The sequence below is a fragment of the Fructilactobacillus sp. X2R5C3 genome, assembly GCF_059901325.1.
In genome coordinates this window covers 77688-93952 of record NZ_JBWXUY010000001.1, presented here as the reverse complement: position 1 = coordinate 93952, position 16265 = coordinate 77688, and the positions used below count along the sequence as shown (strand labels likewise).

General features: G+C 41.3%; 15 protein-coding genes and 1 tRNA gene. 14 read left to right on the top strand and 2 right to left on the bottom strand.

Features of this window, described 5'->3' with window-relative positions:
* The first annotated feature begins 70 nt into the window (after positions 1 to 70).
* From mnmE to AC6UDE_RS00435, 3 genes are all read left to right on the top strand, one after another.
* Positions 71 to 1468 carry a tRNA uridine-5-carboxymethylaminomethyl(34) synthesis GTPase MnmE gene (mnmE, locus tag AC6UDE_RS00445; RefSeq protein WP_500696253.1) on the top strand — a complete coding sequence of 466 codons (1398 nt, stop codon included), beginning with the start codon at positions 71 to 73 and terminating at the stop codon, positions 1466 to 1468.
* Between the two features lie 26 nt (positions 1469 to 1494).
* Complete coding sequence (mnmG, locus tag AC6UDE_RS00440) at positions 1495 to 3423, top strand: tRNA uridine-5-carboxymethylaminomethyl(34) synthesis enzyme MnmG (protein WP_500696252.1); 1929 nt, start codon at positions 1495 to 1497, stop codon at positions 3421 to 3423.
* Between the two features lie 152 nt (positions 3424 to 3575).
* Positions 3576 to 4460: an ROK family protein gene (locus tag AC6UDE_RS00435; RefSeq protein ID WP_500694214.1), complete on the top strand. Its 885-nt coding sequence runs from the start codon at positions 3576 to 3578 to the stop codon at positions 4458 to 4460.
* Positions 4461 to 4681: 221 nt separating this feature from the next.
* On the opposite strand, the gene AC6UDE_RS00430 is transcribed toward AC6UDE_RS00435, so the two are convergent.
* Positions 4682 to 5236, bottom strand: a complete 555-nt coding sequence (locus AC6UDE_RS00430; RefSeq protein ID WP_500696251.1) for a class I SAM-dependent methyltransferase — start codon at positions 5234 to 5236, stop codon at positions 4682 to 4684.
* Positions 5237 to 5573: 337 nt separating this feature from the next.
* On the opposite strand from AC6UDE_RS00430, the gene rbsK reads away from it, so the two are divergent.
* From rbsK to AC6UDE_RS00375, 11 genes are all read left to right on the top strand, one after another.
* On the top strand, positions 5574 to 7208 hold the full coding sequence (rbsK, locus tag AC6UDE_RS00425; protein ID WP_500696250.1) for a ribokinase: 1635 nt from the start codon (positions 5574 to 5576) through the stop codon (positions 7206 to 7208).
* Positions 7209 to 7306: 98 nt separating this feature from the next.
* Complete coding sequence (locus tag AC6UDE_RS00420; RefSeq protein WP_500696249.1) at positions 7307 to 7924, top strand: NADPH-dependent FMN reductase; 618 nt, start codon at positions 7307 to 7309, stop codon at positions 7922 to 7924.
* Positions 7925 to 8041: 117 nt separating this feature from the next.
* Complete coding sequence (locus AC6UDE_RS00415) at positions 8042 to 8611, top strand: LOG family protein (RefSeq protein WP_500696248.1); 570 nt, start codon at positions 8042 to 8044, stop codon at positions 8609 to 8611.
* A gap of 137 nt (positions 8612 to 8748) precedes the next feature.
* A complete protein-coding gene (locus AC6UDE_RS00410; protein ID WP_500696247.1) occupies positions 8749 to 8970 on the top strand; it encodes a hypothetical protein in 222 nt (73 codons plus the stop codon).
* A gap of 416 nt (positions 8971 to 9386) precedes the next feature.
* Positions 9387 to 10325 carry a phosphate/phosphite/phosphonate ABC transporter substrate-binding protein gene (locus AC6UDE_RS00405; protein ID WP_500696246.1) on the top strand — a complete coding sequence of 313 codons (939 nt, stop codon included), beginning with the start codon at positions 9387 to 9389 and terminating at the stop codon, positions 10323 to 10325.
* Between the two features lie 9 nt (positions 10326 to 10334).
* Positions 10335 to 11099, top strand: a complete 765-nt coding sequence (phnC, locus tag AC6UDE_RS00400; RefSeq protein WP_500696566.1) for a phosphonate ABC transporter ATP-binding protein — start codon at positions 10335 to 10337, stop codon at positions 11097 to 11099.
* On the top strand, positions 11099 to 11893 hold the full coding sequence (phnE, locus tag AC6UDE_RS00395; RefSeq protein WP_500696245.1) for a phosphonate ABC transporter, permease protein PhnE: 795 nt from the start codon (positions 11099 to 11101) through the stop codon (positions 11891 to 11893). The genes phnC and phnE (AC6UDE_RS00395) overlap by 1 nt, the downstream gene beginning before the upstream one ends.
* The gene (gene phnE, locus AC6UDE_RS00390) at positions 11890 to 12696 is read left to right on the top strand and encodes a phosphonate ABC transporter, permease protein PhnE (protein WP_500696244.1); all 807 of its coding nucleotides are present in this window, start codon (positions 11890 to 11892) and stop codon (positions 12694 to 12696) included. The genes phnE (AC6UDE_RS00395) and phnE (AC6UDE_RS00390) overlap by 4 nt, the downstream gene beginning before the upstream one ends.
* Positions 12697 to 12805: 109 nt before the next feature.
* Entirely contained in the window at positions 12806 to 13303 is a 498-nt protein-coding gene (locus AC6UDE_RS00385; protein ID WP_500696243.1) for a hypothetical protein, read from the top strand.
* A gap of 160 nt (positions 13304 to 13463) precedes the next feature.
* Complete coding sequence (locus AC6UDE_RS00380) at positions 13464 to 14792, top strand: D-alanyl-D-alanine carboxypeptidase family protein (RefSeq protein WP_500696242.1); 1329 nt, start codon at positions 13464 to 13466, stop codon at positions 14790 to 14792.
* 98 nt (positions 14793 to 14890) lie between these two features.
* A tRNA-Lys gene (locus AC6UDE_RS00375) sits at positions 14891 to 14964 on the top strand.
* Positions 14965 to 15239: 275 nt separating this feature from the next.
* Here the strand turns inward: AC6UDE_RS00375 and AC6UDE_RS00370 are convergent.
* Positions 15240 to 16160, bottom strand: coding sequence for an L-lactate dehydrogenase (locus AC6UDE_RS00370; protein WP_500696241.1), 921 nt, complete (start codon positions 16158 to 16160; stop codon positions 15240 to 15242).
* Positions 16161 to 16265 lie beyond the last annotated feature (105 nt).

Below are 16265 nucleotides of genomic sequence, written 5' to 3'. Positions count from 1 at the left end.
CTTTATCCACGCAACGGGCGTGGCTTAAGTACTTTTTTTATGCGATTAAAAATGAGAAAGGAGTTTTCAAATGGCACTGACAACGACTGATTACGATACCATTGCGGCAATTTCGACCCCACCTGGTGAAGGTGGCATTTCGATTGTTCGGGTTAGTGGATCGGATGCAATGAAAGCGGCTGAAAAGATTTATCGGGGCAAGAACCTCGAAAAGGTGGCATCGAACACGATTAACTATGGTCACATTGTTGATCCAGCAGACCACAATAGTGAAGTTGATGAAGTGATGGTCTCGGTCATGAGAGCACCCAAGACGTATACCAAGGAAGATATTATTGAGATTAACTGTCACGGTGGAATTGTGGCAACCAACAAGATTTTGCAGTTGGTCCTAAGTAACGGTGCCAGAATGGCGGAGCCGGGTGAATTCACTAAGCGGGCCTTTTTAAACGGACGTCTGGACCTATCCCAGTCAGAGGCTGTCATGGATTTGATTGAAGCGAAGACCGACGAATCGATGAAAGCAGCTTTAAATCAGCTCGATGGGAACCTTTCTCATTTAATTAAGCACCTGCGTCAGGACATCTTAGACGTGCTGGCTCAGGTCGAAGTCAACATTGACTACCCGGAGTACGATGACGTGGAGACGATGACGTCGAAGCTTTTAATGGATAAGTCCAAGGAACTAAAGGCGCAGATTGACCAATTGCTAAAGACGGCTAAACAGGGAAAAGTCTTACGAGACGGTTTAAACACCGCCATCATTGGACGTCCCAACGTTGGTAAGTCGAGTTTATTGAACCGTCTCTTACACGAAGAAAAGGCGATTGTAACCGACGTTCCTGGTACCACGCGGGATGTTTTGGACGAATACGTGAACGTTTCGGGAGTGCCATTGCACCTGGTGGATACTGCCGGAATTCGTGACACCAAGGATAAGGTCGAAAAAATTGGAGTCGATCGTTCTAGAAAAGCCATCAAGCAGGCTGATTTGGTTTTGTTGGTGTTAAATGCTAGTGAGCCGCTAACCGATGAAGATCGTGAACTCTTGGATTTAACGCAACACAGTAAACGAATTATTCTATTGAATAAAACAGATTTGCCAGAAAAAATTGATGTTGATGAGTTAAAGAACCGCTATCATGCTGATAACGTGATTAAGACCCAAGCCGTAAAGGATAACGGAACCAAATCCTTAGAGGATACGATTTCGAAGATGTTCTTTACTGGTGGCATTAAGAGTTCTCAAAATGACGTTATGGTCACCAATGCCAGGCATATTAGTCTCTTACAACAGGCCAGTGATGCCCTTCAGTCCGTTGAAAATGGGTTAAATAACGGGATGCCCGTTGATTTAGTTCAGATTGACATGACGAACGCTTGGGATTTACTGGGTGAAATTACCGGTGATAGTTACGATGGCGAATTACTGGATCAATTATTTAGTCAGTTCTGTTTGGGGAAATAAGACTTTGACTCAATGGAGGTTTTTAAATGAATAAAATGATACAGCAAGAAGTGAAGCAGACTTACAATGGTGGCGATTACGACGTCATCGTCGTTGGAGCCGGCCACGCTGGCTGTGAAGCTGCACTAGCCGCTGCCCGCATGGGTCAAAAAACACTGCTTGTGACAATTAATCTTGATATGGTGGCGTTTATGCCATGTAATCCGTCGGTTGGTGGCCCCGCTAAGGGAACGGTCGTAAGAGAAATCGACGCCCTTGGTGGTGAAATGGGGAAAAACATCGACAAGACCTACATTCAGATGCGGATGTTAAACACCGGGAAAGGTCCCGCCGTCAGAGCTTTACGGGCGCAAGCTGATAAGCACGCCTACCACCATGAAATGAAAAACACCCTGGAAAAAGAGCCCAATTTGACGCTCCGCCAGGGAATCGTAGAACGTCTGATCGTGAAAGACGGTCAGGTTGAGGGTGTGGTTACCAATACGGGTGCCAAATATCACTCCAAAGCCGTGGTCATCTGTGCTGGTACGGCCGCTCGTGGTAAGATCATTATTGGTGAACTGATGTATTCCTCGGGCCCAAACAACTCAATTCCAGCCATTCATCTTTCAGAAAACCTGGAAGATTTGGGCTTTGAACTGAAGCGCTTTAAGACTGGGACTCCACCGCGTGTCAACGGTGAGACCATTCACTACGATGAAGCGGAGGAGCAACCGGGCGACGAAACGCCCCATCATTTCAGTTACACCACTCCGTATGCCGATTATTTACCGGTTTCAAAGCAGATTTCGTGCTGGTTGACGTACACTAATGAAGAAACCCATCAGATTATCAAGGATAATTTGGATCGCGCCCCGATGTTTACTGGGGTCATCGAAGGGGTCGGTCCCCGTTACTGTCCGTCAATTGAGGACAAGGTCGTTCGTTTTGCAGACAAAAAGCGCCATCAGGTCTTCTTGGAACCGGAGGGACGTCACAACGAAGAGTGGTACGTCGATGGGATGTCTACCTCCCTTCCAGAAGAAGTCCAGCAACAGATGCTGCACTCCGTGAAGGGTCTCGAGGACGCTAAGATGATGCGTCCCGGTTATGCGATTGAGTATGACATTATCTCTCCATATCAATTGAAGCCAACGCTTGAAACCAAGAAAGTTAGTGGATTATTTAGCGCGGGTCAAACCAACGGAACTTCGGGATACGAAGAGGCCGCGGGACAAGGCTTGATCGCTGGAATTAATGCCGCTCTAAAGATTCAAGGGAAAGACCCGTTGATTTTGCAGCGTGACCAAGGATACATTGGCGTCTTGATTGATGACCTAGTTACAAAAGGAACCAACGAACCGTACCGTCTCCTGACGAGTCGGGCTGAATATCGACTCCTGCTTAGAAACGACAATGCTGATATGCGGCTGACACCAATTGGTCACCAGTTGGGTCTGATTTCAGACGAACGTTATGACAAGTTTGTTGAAAAACGTAATGCCGTTGAGGATGAAATCAAGCGTTTGAACACCGTACGGATTAAACCAAGTGAAAAGGTCAACCAGTTCGTTGAAGCTCAGGGTGATAAACCGTTAAAAGACGGCATCATCGCAGCCCAGTTCTTACGTCGGCCGTATGTAAATTACGAAAAGTTACTTGATTTTATTCCGGGACCCGACGAAAAATTGGATCCAGAAGTGGTTGAACAAGTCGAAATTAGAACGAAGTACGCTGGCTACATCAAAAAAGAAGAGGATAAGGTCGCCCGCATGAAGAAGATGGAATCCAAAAAGATTCCCGATCACATTGATTACTCCGTAATTGATGGGATCGCAACTGAGGGTCGCCAAAAATTGGAGAAAATCCAACCGGAGACGATCGCACAGGCCGCCCGAATCAGTGGGGTTAATCCATCTGACATTGCCATTCTCTCCGTTTACATTCAACAGGGTAAAATTGCGAAGAAAAAATAAGATCAAGCTGGACTACGTGAATAGTCTGGCTTTTTGTTATTTCTAAGTTAAGTTTTTAACAATTTTTGTAGTAAACTATTGCAATCAATATGTAAGCGCTTTATACTATTAACAATAAACGATACAAAAAAATGGCAAAGGGGATCATTTTTATGCGATATGGAAGTATTGAAGCAGGTGGAACAAAGTTCGTTTGTGCGGTTGGTGATGACGATTTCAATATTGTTGATAGTGTTCACATTCCAACTACGACACCAGAAGAAACGTTAGCAAAGGTCGTTGAGTACTTTAAGAAGTTTGATCACATTGATGCATTTGGGATTGCATCATTTGGACCAATCGACGTTCGAAAAGACTCTGACAAATATGGTTGGATTATTAAAACCCCTAAAAAGGGTTGGAGTAACGTCAACTTTGTTGGAACCATGAAACGTGAATTTGGGGTTCCAATTTACTGGACGACGGACGTTAACGGTTCAGCTTACGGTGAATACATCAAACGTAAACAGGCTAATAAAAATATTGAAGCCGTTAGTTATATCACTGATGGAACTGGGATTGGTGCTGGAACCGTCATCAAAGATGAATTCTTAGGGGTTCGTGGAACTCCTGAATTTGGTCACATTCGTGTTAAGAGACACCAAGATGACATGAACTTTCCTGGAATTTGTCCTTATCATGGTGACTGTCTTGAAGGGGTTGCATCTGGTCCGACTTTTGAAGCTCGAAACAACATTAAAGGTCAAGATACCCCACCAGATGATCCAGTTTGGAACATCATTGCGTACTACATTGCCCAAGGGGTTATCAGTTTAACGGTTAACTTCCGTCCTGACCAAATTGTGCTTGGTGGAGGTGTATGTACTCCTCAATTTGTGCAAAAGGTTAGAGACCAATTCAATCTGTTGTTTGATAACTATCTTGACGTTGGTCCACTTGACGAATACATTAGTCGTCCAGTCGTACCACACAACGGTTCCGCTACTTTTGGTGATTTCGTATTAGCTAAAAAGGCTTTGGACGAATCAAAGAAATAATTAATTAAATTGTTTAAAGGGATGCCTGCGGGTGTCTCTTTTTTTGTGTAAAAAAGTTCCTGACTCTGTTAATTGTTAGAAACTAGGTTAATTGATATTAATCTTTTATTATTCGTGATAACATGCAATTAAACAAGCATAATAAAACTTGGTTATCAAGTTAGTAAGATAAGATCTGAATGATGGATCATAGTATTTATCCTAAAAAGAAGCTAATTTAATTATTTTGGTGAAATTTTAGTTGCGATAATTACAAAGGTTCCCATCCATGGTCCTGTCCACCATCCATTAAAGCCTGCTTTGTATGATTTCTGGATTTTAATTCCGTTCTTTATTAGAATATCTTGATAATCAGCTTGATTGTTTTCGATGTCTACTATTACCATTGTTCCGCCAGATTTAAGTACTCGACTTGCTTCTTCAAGAGCTTTTTGACGTTTTTCTTTTGGTTTAATGTTATGAAATACTAAACTTGAAGTAACAATATTAAAGACCATATCAGAAAACGGTAATTTAGTTGCATCACCAGTTTCTAGGGTCGTCACCCTATTTACATTATTTTCATTGATAATTTTTTCAGTATTTTTTATTGAGTTACTAGTTTGATCACGACTTTTCCATAGATCAATTCCAATTATATTACCTGGTTTGTGAAGTAATTTAGCAATTTTAATTAAAACCAGACCATGACCACACCCAATATCTAAGACCCGATCATCTGGATTAATGGTTAAGTTGCTAATTATATGGTCCCAGATTAAACTCTTTCCTCGCATTGATGTATGTAAAAAAACTAAACCACCCATTAAGAATGAAATTCCAAACCATAATAAAATGATTCCAAGTATATAGTGGTGATTAAACAATTCTAAAATTCCATAAAGTGATAAAAATAATCCTGACGATAGGTAAAGTAAAGGTACTAGGGGGGCATCGATGCCATTTTTAAAAGTTTTAATTGTCTTTTCCTCCTAAAATAAATGAGTTGATTGTGTAGTATTATACATAAAAAATTAATTTATTACGAATGATCCCATTAAATCTATATACAACTATTTCCCGCAATGATATGATATACATAATGAAAGCGGTTGCAAATAGGGAGGCAGTAAAATGAGTAAAAAAGTTGTTGTGATTGGATCTACCAACGTTGATAAAGTTCTAAACGTTGATAAGTATGCGTTGCCAGGTGAAACCTTGGCGGTGAAGAATCACCAAGAATCTCATGGTGGCGGAAAGGGTGCCAATCAGGCAATTGCTGCGGCAAGATCTGGTGCCGATACGACTTTTATCACTAAGTTAGGTGATGACGAAGACGCTAAGTTCATGATTGAAGGATTTAAAAAGGACGGGATGAACCTTGATTCCGTGATTACTACGAAAGAGCAACAGACTGGACAGGCTTACATTACCGTTGATAGTACTGGTCAAAACTCGATCTATGTCTATGGTGGAGCCAACATGGCCATGACACCAGAAGACGTTGATCAACACGAAGATGCCATTAGGAAGGCAGACCGTGCGATTGCGCAACTAGAAATTCCAGTACCAACGATTATCGAAGCATTTAAGATTGCGAAGAAAAATGAGGTTCAGACCATTTTGAACCCAGCACCAGCCAAGAAGTTACCAGAAGAATTACTTCAATTGACTGACATTATTACCCCTAACGAAACGGAAGCAGAGGCCCTCACTGGAATTAAGGTGATTGACGACGATTCCATGATGAAGAACGCGGAGTACTTCTTTAAACTAGGCATTAGAATGGTGATCATTACCGTTGGTGACAAGGGTTCGTTCTACGCAACCCCAGCCAGTCATGCCTTCATTCCAGCCTTTAAGGTCAAAGCTGTTGACACAACCGCTGCTGGTGATACTTTCATCGGAGCCTTGGCATCACGTTTGGATTTAAACAGTGCTAACATCAAGGATGCGATGTTGTACGCTAACCACGCCTCATCACTGACGGTTCAAGTGGCTGGAGCACAGAACTCCATTCCTTATGAAAAAGACGTCTTGGATGTCATCAGCAAGACTTCCAAGACCAAAGAAGTGATCGAAAAAGAGAAGAGACAAGCTGCTGAATACGCCGCTGCTCGAGTTCCAAATCACATTGTGTTAGGACTTGGATCTGGTAGTACGGCTGCCTACTTCGTCAAAGCCATTAACGAACGAATCAAAAAAGAAGGCTTAGACGTTCAATGTGTCGCCACTTCAGTTGGCACCGAGAAATTAGCCGAAAGTCTTGGCATGCCGATGCTTGACGTTAATACCATTGATCGGGTGGACTTAACGGTTGATGGAGCCGACGCCGTTGACGACAAGCTCAACGGAATCAAGGGTGGCGGAGCTGCCTTACTCTTTGAGAAGTTGGTCGCAACCATGTCAGACAAGAACGTTTGGATTGTTGATTCGACCAAGTACCACAAGACCTTGGCTGGCCAAAAGTTGCCGGTTGAAGTCATTCCGTTCGGTGGGATGGGTGTCTTCCGCTACTTAAATGAAGCCGGATACAAACCAGAGTTCCGCTTCAGAGATGACGGTGATATTCTTCAAACTGACTCAGGAAACTACCTAATCGACATTACAATTCCAGAAGATGCTGACTTACAAAAGTTAGCTCACAACTTGAAGAACTACACCGGAGTTGTTGAACACGGTCTGTTCTTAAATATTTGTGATCAGTTAATTATCGGTGGCGATAAGGTTAAGGTAATTGATCGTCCGAAAGAAGAAGCTAAGAAATAGTTGATAAGTAAATTTCCGGATTGGCGATAAAGCTGGTTCGGTTTTTTATTTTGATTTTAAAGGTATAATGATTAGAAAATGGGTTGAGGTGATGTTTAATGACAATTAACGTTATTTTGAGTAGTTCAAGAAAGGCCAGTCGGGGACGTCGGATCTTTAAGTACTTACGTAATCGACAGGGTGATTTTGAGCGGATTAATGATGCTGATTTCAATTTTATTAGTTTGGCGGACTACGATTTGCCGTTTTTTTATGAAGATATTGCGCCAATGGACAACCAAAACCGGATTTTAAAACCTAATGAACAAAAATGGGTGGATGACATGAAGAAAGCGGATGGTTATCTCTTTTTGGTCCCCGAGTATAATCATTCGTTTCCAGCCGTCCTAAAGAATGCGCTCGACTTTTTGGCGTTTGAAGCCAAGGGCAAACCGGCCAAGATTATTACCTATTCTAATAATTCACGAGGTGGCCAATCTTCCTATCCAGCGTTGTTACCAACGCTTGGACAACTGGGCCTATTTACCCTGCCAAAACCAACTTTAGTGCGCAACGTCGATAAAAATTTTGCTGGCGATGGGAGTTTTCTAAAAGACGCTCCCGGTAAAACCGTGGACATAAAGAAATTGAATCGAGCTTTTTCCGAAATCGCGTTTTACAGTCAGTTATTTAGGGACCATCCCTTTAAATATGATGCCAGTATTTATGATGAATAAACAAAATTAAGATAGTTTCACATGAAACAATTTACCAAAGCACCTGTCACTACTGGCTTGAAGTGACGTGGTACACTTATTAATATAAAAATAAATTGAAATGAGGAAAATAAAAATATGAAAGCAGTTGCAGTATTTTGTGGTGCGGCTCCTGGTAATGATCCAGCATATCAAGAAGCCACCAAAAAATTAGCAAAATGGTTGGTTAACCATGACTTAGCGTTAGTTTATGGTGGTGGCGGTGTTGGTCTCATGGGATTACTTGCCAAGACAGTTTTAAAACTTGGTGGAGTAGTTCACGGCATCATGCCAAAAGAGTTAGTTGACCGTGGTGCCAGCATGGACGGCCTTACTAGTTTAGATGTAGTTCCCAACATGGATATTCGCAAACAAAAAATGTTGACTCAATCGGATGGTTGTATCGCACTTCCAGGTGGTCCTGGGACTCTAGAAGAGATTTCTGAAGCTTTTTCATGGGCTCGAATTGGTGACAATGATGATCCATGTGTGTTGTATAACGTTCAGGGATACTACGATCCGCTTAAACAAATGTTTGATGAAATGACCGAAAAGGAATTTTTGACGGTGGAAGACCGCAAAAAGTTACTCTTTTCTGATTCGTTGTCTGAAATCTATAAATTCATGACCACATACACAGCACCAAAGATTAGAACCTACACAAAATAAGTTACGAAAAAGCATCCTCACTTTTTAAGTGGGGGATGCTTTTTGAGTTTTAATCAATTATTAATAATAAACAATGTGTATATTATGTTTTCATTGTCTACATGATGCCTTACTATTGATCTAAGGGGATGGACATTATGATAAGAAGAAAAACTGAAAGTAATATACGCGATGATAAAGATACTTTAGCAAATATTCAAGCTAGAAATGATGCTCTTAACGGCAAAACTAATAAAATTGGAAATATTGATGATTTTGATAAGTGGGTTATTGAGATTGTTCCATTAGCAATGGTGGTTCTTATTATCTCGCGTGCAGCAGTTAACTTTGCCAAAGCATATGAGATAAAAAAAAGCTAACCGCAAAGATTAGCTTTTTACCCAAATAACACATAAATCTGCGCGGGAAGAGATGGTAACGACATCTCTTCCTTTTTTATTACTCTTCAATTCTATTTCTAATTTATAAATCTGTCAATTATTTTATTATTTGGCATGAAATAATCATCAAAATAGTTTCACGTGAAACAGAAAATAATTTTATCTAACAAAATTTTCTTAAGGACAACCCGTACTTATTAGTGTTGCCCTTTTTGTTCGCTCTAATTACACCGATTATTAACATTCGTTAATTAATTAATATATTGGAAATTAAAGGATAAATAGAACATATATTTAAATAAAATACGAACAATTAAAAGATATTTATTGAAAAATGTATGTATCATGATATGATTAATTTGTCTGGTACAACAATTTTTTGGGAGGGACTCGTAATGAAACTCAAGCAAGCTTTGAAATGGATCACAGCTGGTGCTGCACTTACATTTTTATCGGTTGGATTAGTTGGATGTGGGAAACAGTCAAGTAACTACAAACCAAAGAAATTAACGGTTGGTTTTACGCCGTCAGTGAACGCTGGGCAGGCCAATGCTGAGGCCAAACCACTCGCCAAACAGTTAGAAAAACAGCTTCATATTCCGGTCACGGTCAAGGTTTCAACTGACGGAAACTCACTTATTCAGGCCATGGGTTCAAAGACGTTGGATGTTTCCGAAATGAACCCCGGGGACTTTATCTTAGCACAAAAGAATTATAAAGTGGTTCCTCTCGTTCAAGCAACGCGTCAAGCACGCGATCCGAAAACTCTGCAACTTACTAACAAGTCATCCGATCACTTCTATTCTACAATTGTTGTCAGAAAAGACAGTGGTATCAACAACATTAACGATTTAAAGGGCAAAAAGATTGCCACTGGTACCACGAATTCAACGGCGGGTTATATTTATCCGGTCGTTGAGCTTATGAAGCACGGAATTAATATTAACAAGGATGGCATCAAGACCGACGTTATTAATGGTTACGATCAAGCTGTACTGTCCGTTTTAAACAAGAACAACGATGCTGCGTTCACCTTCCAAGGTGCTCAAACCTTAGTCCAAAAGGACAATCCGAACGTTATGAAGGATACCAAGGTTATTTACACGACTAAGGCTATTCCAAATGACGTGGTTGCTTGTCGAAGTGATATGTCGAAGTCATGGCAGAAGAAGATTGCCAAAGCCTACGAGAACATGGCGAAGACGAAAGAAGGTCATGACGTTATCTTCAAGATTTATCAAGAAGAGGGATACGTTCCGTACAAGAAGTCAGAATTTAAGCAACTTCATTCATACATGGACCAAGCCAACAAGATTAGTAAAACCAAAGAATAGGCGAGAGGGATTAAATTGAGCGATTCGGATATTTTACAAGTTAATCATGTTACCAAAACTTATCCTAGTGGTATTAAAGGATTAGATGATATTAGTTTTAACGTCAAACGCGGTGAATTCATCGCTGTCGTTGGACTTTCAGGTGCGGGGAAAAGCACCCTGTTTCGTTCCCTTAATCGGATGCAAGATATCAGTGACGGCGAGATTATCATCAACGGGACTGATATTTCTAAATTGAAGGGGAAAGCGCTCCGCCACTTTCGCCGAAAAATTGGGATGATTTTTCAGAGCTTCAACCTCGTGAACCGACTTACGGTTCAAAAAAACGTCTTAAGTGGAAGGGTCGGCTACTATCCAATCTGGAAGACACTCCTTGGTTTGTACACTAAAGAAGACAAAGAGAAAGCGGTTCGATCACTGGACCACGTTAACATGCTCAAAAAATTATACGATCGGGCGGACTCACTTTCTGGAGGACAGATGCAGCGGGTCGCCATCGCACGAACAATGATGCAAGAACCTGATTTGGTTCTGGCTGATGAACCCGTTGCTTCCCTCGATCCCAAGACCAGTCACGGAGTCATGCAGGATTTGAAGAATTTAAACGTCAAGGATCACGATACTGTTCTGGTGAACCTCCATTCAGTTGAACTAGCACTTGAATTTGCGGACCGAATTGTTGGAATTCGGGATGGAAAATTGGTATTCGACAAGCCAGCGGCTGATTCTACTCCAGAAGATTTGAAGGCGATTTACGAAGGAGGCAATAGCTAATGCACACTAGCGACATGCCGAAGATGTCCTTTGTCAAAAAGTATCACGTTAAGGGCATCATTGTAATTGCCATTTTGATCGTTTTGTTTATTTACTCCATGAAAATTTGTGGGGTTGATCCCAGCTTGTTTATCTCGAACATCGCCCAGTTTGGGGTTCTGATTGGTCAAATGAGTAACCCGGATTGGTCGTACTTTAGTTTTATCTGGGACCCACTGGTTCAGACCGTTCAGATGGCAATCCTTGGAACCACGATTGGAACCGTCTTTGCGATTCCTGCCGCGTTTCTGGCTGCGCGGAACCTTGACCACAGTAAGGTTATTCACGGCACATCTCGGTTCGTACTGGACATCGTCAGAACGTTACCATCACTGCTACTGGCAGCTATCTTAGTTGCCATTTTTGGGATTGGTCCAACGACTGGAACGATTACCCTTGCCATCTTCTCGTTTGGGATGATTTCTAAACTGTTCTATGAAGTACTAGAGACGGTCGACATGGGGCCGGCTGAAGCCATGAAAGCTTCTGGTGCCAGCATCCTTCAAATTATTCGTTTGGCCATTATTCCCCAGATTGCGGGTCAGTTTTGTAGTTTCTTTCTGTACACGTTGGAAGTGAACGTTCGTTCTTCAACCGTCTTAGGATACGTTGGTGCTGGAGGACTTGGGTTGTATCTTCAACAAACCATCGATGAATTCAACTACTCCGAGACAGCGGTTGTAATTTTAGCAACCTTCGTAATGGTTCTGGTGATTGACATCCTTAGTAATTATTTGAGGAGGAAACTACAGTGACCATTCCAAAAATTAACGAAAAACAAAAGCGATGGGACCATTACAGCTGGATCGTTTGGGCAATCATCATTATTTTGATCTATGGCTGGTGTTTTTCAGACATGAAATTTAGTCAGATTCAAGAATCCGCTGGCACGGTCTCGAAGTCCATCTTCATGGGACTAATTCACCCTGATTGGTCCTACATCTACAACGGTAGTGGTGAAGACCTGGTGTCACAGTTGATTATGACGCTTGCCATTGCATTTTTGGGAACCATCATTGCCGCCGTCATCAGTGTTCCGTTTGCTTTCTTCGCTGCTCGTAGTAAGAGTAGTAAGTACAACATAACGTCTAAAGTGGGGACCTTCCTTTTGACCGCTATTCGAGCTTTCCCCGAAATCGTTTTGGCCATTATGTTCATTAAAGCAGTGGGACCCGGTAGTTTTGCCGGAGTCATGGCGCTTGGAATTCATTCAATTGGTATGCTAGGGAAACTCTTTTCAGAATCCATTGAGGAAATGAATCACAGTTCGGAGTACTCTATCGTGGCTGCAGGTGGCAGTAAGCCGCAGGTCTTCGCACTATCGACGTGGCCGACCATCCTGCCGGCTTTGATTTCATACACTTTGTACAGCTTTGAAATTTCAGTTCGAGCTGCCTCAATCCTTGGTTTGGTTGGTGCTGGCGGAATTGGGGCGCCAATGATTATGGCGTTGAACACGCGCAATTGGTCCAGAGTGGGGATCATCTTATTGGGGATCGTCATCATGGTCATGGTGATTGATGGCTGTTCCGGATACATTAGAAGGAAATTAATTTAATGAATAGTCAAAAATACCAACTAATTCCAAATGGGAGTTAGTTGGTATTTTTTTCGTTTATAGTATAATTTACCTAAGGATTGAATTTAATTGAAAGAAGAGTGTCTACATGCGATTTCTTAAGTCATTAGGTAAGTTTATCTTGGCACCATTGCTTTCGGCTTTGATTGTTTTCGGTAGTTTTCCTGAATTGTTTGCGGTTATAAACATTAAGACTAGCCTCACCCTTAGTCCCGCCATGTTTTGGATTATTTTAATCTACGGAATGGTGGTGTTTGCTGTGGTTTACGCTTTGTTTTATAACGTCTTGTTTAAAAAGGGTAAGTCAAGTTCAACTAAATACAGTAAGTACGCATCAGTTGGGATGCTTATCATTAACCTGATTTATGTGGTTTCTGCGTTGCTGCTTGGTTTGATCATGATTGGAATGAAAATGCCGCAATTTATTGATTCTATTGTGAGTGGTTTTACGATAATTGGGTTGCCCATTATCCTAATTCTGAACTTAATCGATTTCTTGTGTTATCCAACCAAGAAAACGTACGTAATTAATGGGATTTTCTTTGCGTTTGCCACTATTGTTTATGTGATGTTGTGGTGGAACTAATTATCAATATTGAATAACGAAATATTTTGATTGAGCTAGTCAGTGATGATTGGCTTTTTATTTTTAATGGCATATTTTGATTATTTTATTAATTTAGTACAATAGACGTATAAGTGTTATCTACAAAAAATATCATTTAATAAAAAGAGGTCATTTGATTTTGAAAAGTAAAAAACATCAATTACTGACGCTGAGCGTGATATTTTCGCTGGTGTTTTTAATCATGCCGCTGATCTTCAATCCTAGTACGGTCGATGCTAGTAACAAACAGCCGCCCATTTCACAAAATGAAATTAACATAAAGGCCAAAAGTGCCATTGCCGTTGATGCCACCAGCGGCCAGATCATTTATAGCAAAAACGCTAACCAAGAGTTGCCGATCGCATCCGTTAGTAAACTTATTACTACATATATTGTATTAAACCAAATAAAAGCAAAAAAGATCTCGTGGGACAGCAAGGTCAAAATTAGCCCTGGGATTGCCAGTTTGAGTCAGAAGGATGATTTTACCAACGTTCCGTTGAAAGCTGGTCAATCATACACGGTTAAACAACTGTACGACGCGAGTCTGGTTTGTTCTGCTAACGGTGCTGCCATGGCACTTGGCGAATATTTGGCAGGTCCTAACCACGACTTCGGTCAAATGATGAATCAAGAAGTCAAAAAATTGGGAATTAAGAACGGGCAATTCTATAACGCATGTGGATTGGCTAATCACGATTTAGGCGTGCTAAAGAATCCTAAATTAAGTGATGACGCTGAGAATACGATGTCAGCTAAGGAATTAGCTCAATTAGCACAGAAATTAATTACTCAATACCCGCAAATCTTAAAGACTACCTCAATGACCACGTTGGAATGGGATGGAAAGACGCACAAGAACACTAACTTACTTCTGGGCCAAACTAATCCATTTAAGATTGACGGATTAAAGACGGGAACCAGTAATACTGCGGGAGAGAATTTTGTGGGAACTGGTACTAGTAACAACGACCGCGTGATCACCGTCGTTTTGGGAGCGCCCAAGGAACAGCGCTTCGCCCAAACTCAATTAATGCTCAATCAAATCAGTCAGAGCCTGGAACCAATTACGATTGGTGACAACGTGATTAAAAATAAAACCGTCAACGTTGTTAACGGACAAAATCCTAAAACTAAAATTGGCTTGACTGCACCTCAAACGTACTGGTTACCGCAGGGTGAAAAATTAAAGACAGACTTTGTCTCTACCAACCACTCTAGGGTTTTCAAAACGCCACTTGCTCCAATTACGAAGGGCGAGAGGGTTGGAACGGTTAACATCCAGGCGTCTCAAAATGAATTAGACTTATTACCAAACAGTTCCATGAGTGTCCCCGTCGTTTACAAATCGACCAATCCAGTAAATGTGATGAAGATGGTCATGGGCGCGATTGAATTACTGGTTATCCTTCTGTTGTTAGTCTACTTAATTCTGCAAATCAGGAAGTTTAATCGACATCGTCGCTAGTAATTAAAATTATGAAGTTTTCATTAATCGACTGTAAAAAGTGTTGTCGAACGCGCTAATATGCATTATACTGGTAAATGTAATTGAGTTTTGCTTGCGAGCGGCTAGCTCAACTTGTTAGAGCAACGAATTCTTTATTCGTGAGATTGAGGTTCAAGTCCTTGGCTGCTCATATAAATATAAAATAAAATGATTGCCTGGTGGGGCAATCATTTTTTTATGGATTCGATTTAAATTGACACCCAACCATTTATTCCATATAATAAAAACGAGAAGAAATCTCTAACTTTTTTCTCATCGCAAGTTGGATGCGATTATCATAGGTGAGTTAGTCCACTATGATTGGCTTTTTTTATTATTACGTCTGCTGTGGTGATTTTAATTGCTGACAGTACTAAAACACACCGTAACTGCTAGAAAATCTAGTGGTTATGGTGTGTTTGTGTTTTAACTGTATTTTTCAACGTTCTTTTTGATAAAGTTGGCGGAAGCCTGGAGTTTATCTTTCTCTTCATCGGTTAAATCAAGTGGGACATCTTCGATTACGCCGTCTCTTCCAACTACAACTGGATAGGAGAAGTATACGCCATAGTCGGAACGGTAGTTGGATACTGGCAAAACGGTGCGGGCATCAGAGAGAATGGTATTTGCGAGTCGCACTGCGGCACTGGCAACTCCGTAACTGGTGTAACCCTTACCTTGCATTACTCTAAAACCGCCGTGGCGCGCTTCCTGGTCTAAGGTGTCGAGGTCAAGATGACGACTTTTGGCTAACTTTTCGATTGGTTGGTCAAGAGCCCGAACGGTCGACCATGCGGTAAATTGGGAGTTACCGTGCTCACCAAGGTTGTAACCAGTGACTGAGCGTGAATCAATTCCTAGTTTTTCACCAACGGCACGTTTCATTCTGGCGGAATCTAGGAGTGTTCCCGTTCCAATGACATGCTTTTTCGGTAAACCAGTAATTTGTTGATACAACTGGGTAATCACGTCAACCGGGTTGGTAATGGCAATTAGAACGCCATTAAAGCCAGAGTCGCGAATCTTAGGTGCGACCTCTTTGACTTGTTCGATGTTGTAGGATAATTCGGCGAAACGATTGTCACTGTCGTTATTTGACAGTTTAATCTTACCAAGGGCTGAGATAACAACGTCAGCGTCCCTTAAAGCGTTGTAATCATTCACAATGATATTGGTGTGAAAGGGTAAATTAGGCATGCCCTCCCGAAAATCAATTGCGTCAGCGTTGACCTTGGCGTCGTTTTTATCAATCATTACTAAGTCATCGGCGAAACCGTTCACAACGATGTAATTTGCCACCGTTGATCCCACGTGACCGTCACCAATGACTCCAATTTTTCTAGTCATAATATGCCTCCCATTAATTATTTGGTTTCAGTTTAACAGATTGAGGTTGATTGGGAGTAAAAAAAGTTGGATTGACATTTATGCGTTTATCACATACAATAATAG

Coding starts and splice junctions, on each gene's coding strand:
- mnmE (WP_500696253.1), top strand. CDS start 71: ATGGCACTGACAACGACTGATTACGATACCATTGCGGCAATTTCGACC.
- mnmG (WP_500696252.1), top strand. CDS start 1,495: ATGAATAAAATGATACAGCAAGAAGTGAAGCAGACTTACAATGGTGGC.
- AC6UDE_RS00435 (WP_500694214.1), top strand. CDS start 3,576: ATGCGATATGGAAGTATTGAAGCAGGTGGAACAAAGTTCGTTTGTGCG.
- AC6UDE_RS00430 (WP_500696251.1), bottom strand. CDS start 5,236: ATGCGAGGAAAGAGTTTAATCTGGGACCATATAATTAGCAACTTAACC.
- rbsK (WP_500696250.1), top strand. CDS start 5,574: ATGAGTAAAAAAGTTGTTGTGATTGGATCTACCAACGTTGATAAAGTT.
- AC6UDE_RS00420 (WP_500696249.1), top strand. CDS start 7,307: ATGACAATTAACGTTATTTTGAGTAGTTCAAGAAAGGCCAGTCGGGGA.
- AC6UDE_RS00415 (WP_500696248.1), top strand. CDS start 8,042: ATGAAAGCAGTTGCAGTATTTTGTGGTGCGGCTCCTGGTAATGATCCA.
- AC6UDE_RS00410 (WP_500696247.1), top strand. CDS start 8,749: ATGATAAGAAGAAAAACTGAAAGTAATATACGCGATGATAAAGATACT.
- AC6UDE_RS00405 (WP_500696246.1), top strand. CDS start 9,387: ATGAAACTCAAGCAAGCTTTGAAATGGATCACAGCTGGTGCTGCACTT.
- phnE (WP_500696245.1), top strand. CDS start 11,099: ATGCACACTAGCGACATGCCGAAGATGTCCTTTGTCAAAAAGTATCAC.
- AC6UDE_RS00385 (WP_500696243.1), top strand. CDS start 12,806: ATGCGATTTCTTAAGTCATTAGGTAAGTTTATCTTGGCACCATTGCTT.
- AC6UDE_RS00370 (WP_500696241.1), bottom strand. CDS start 16,160: ATGACTAGAAAAATTGGAGTCATTGGTGACGGTCACGTGGGATCAACG.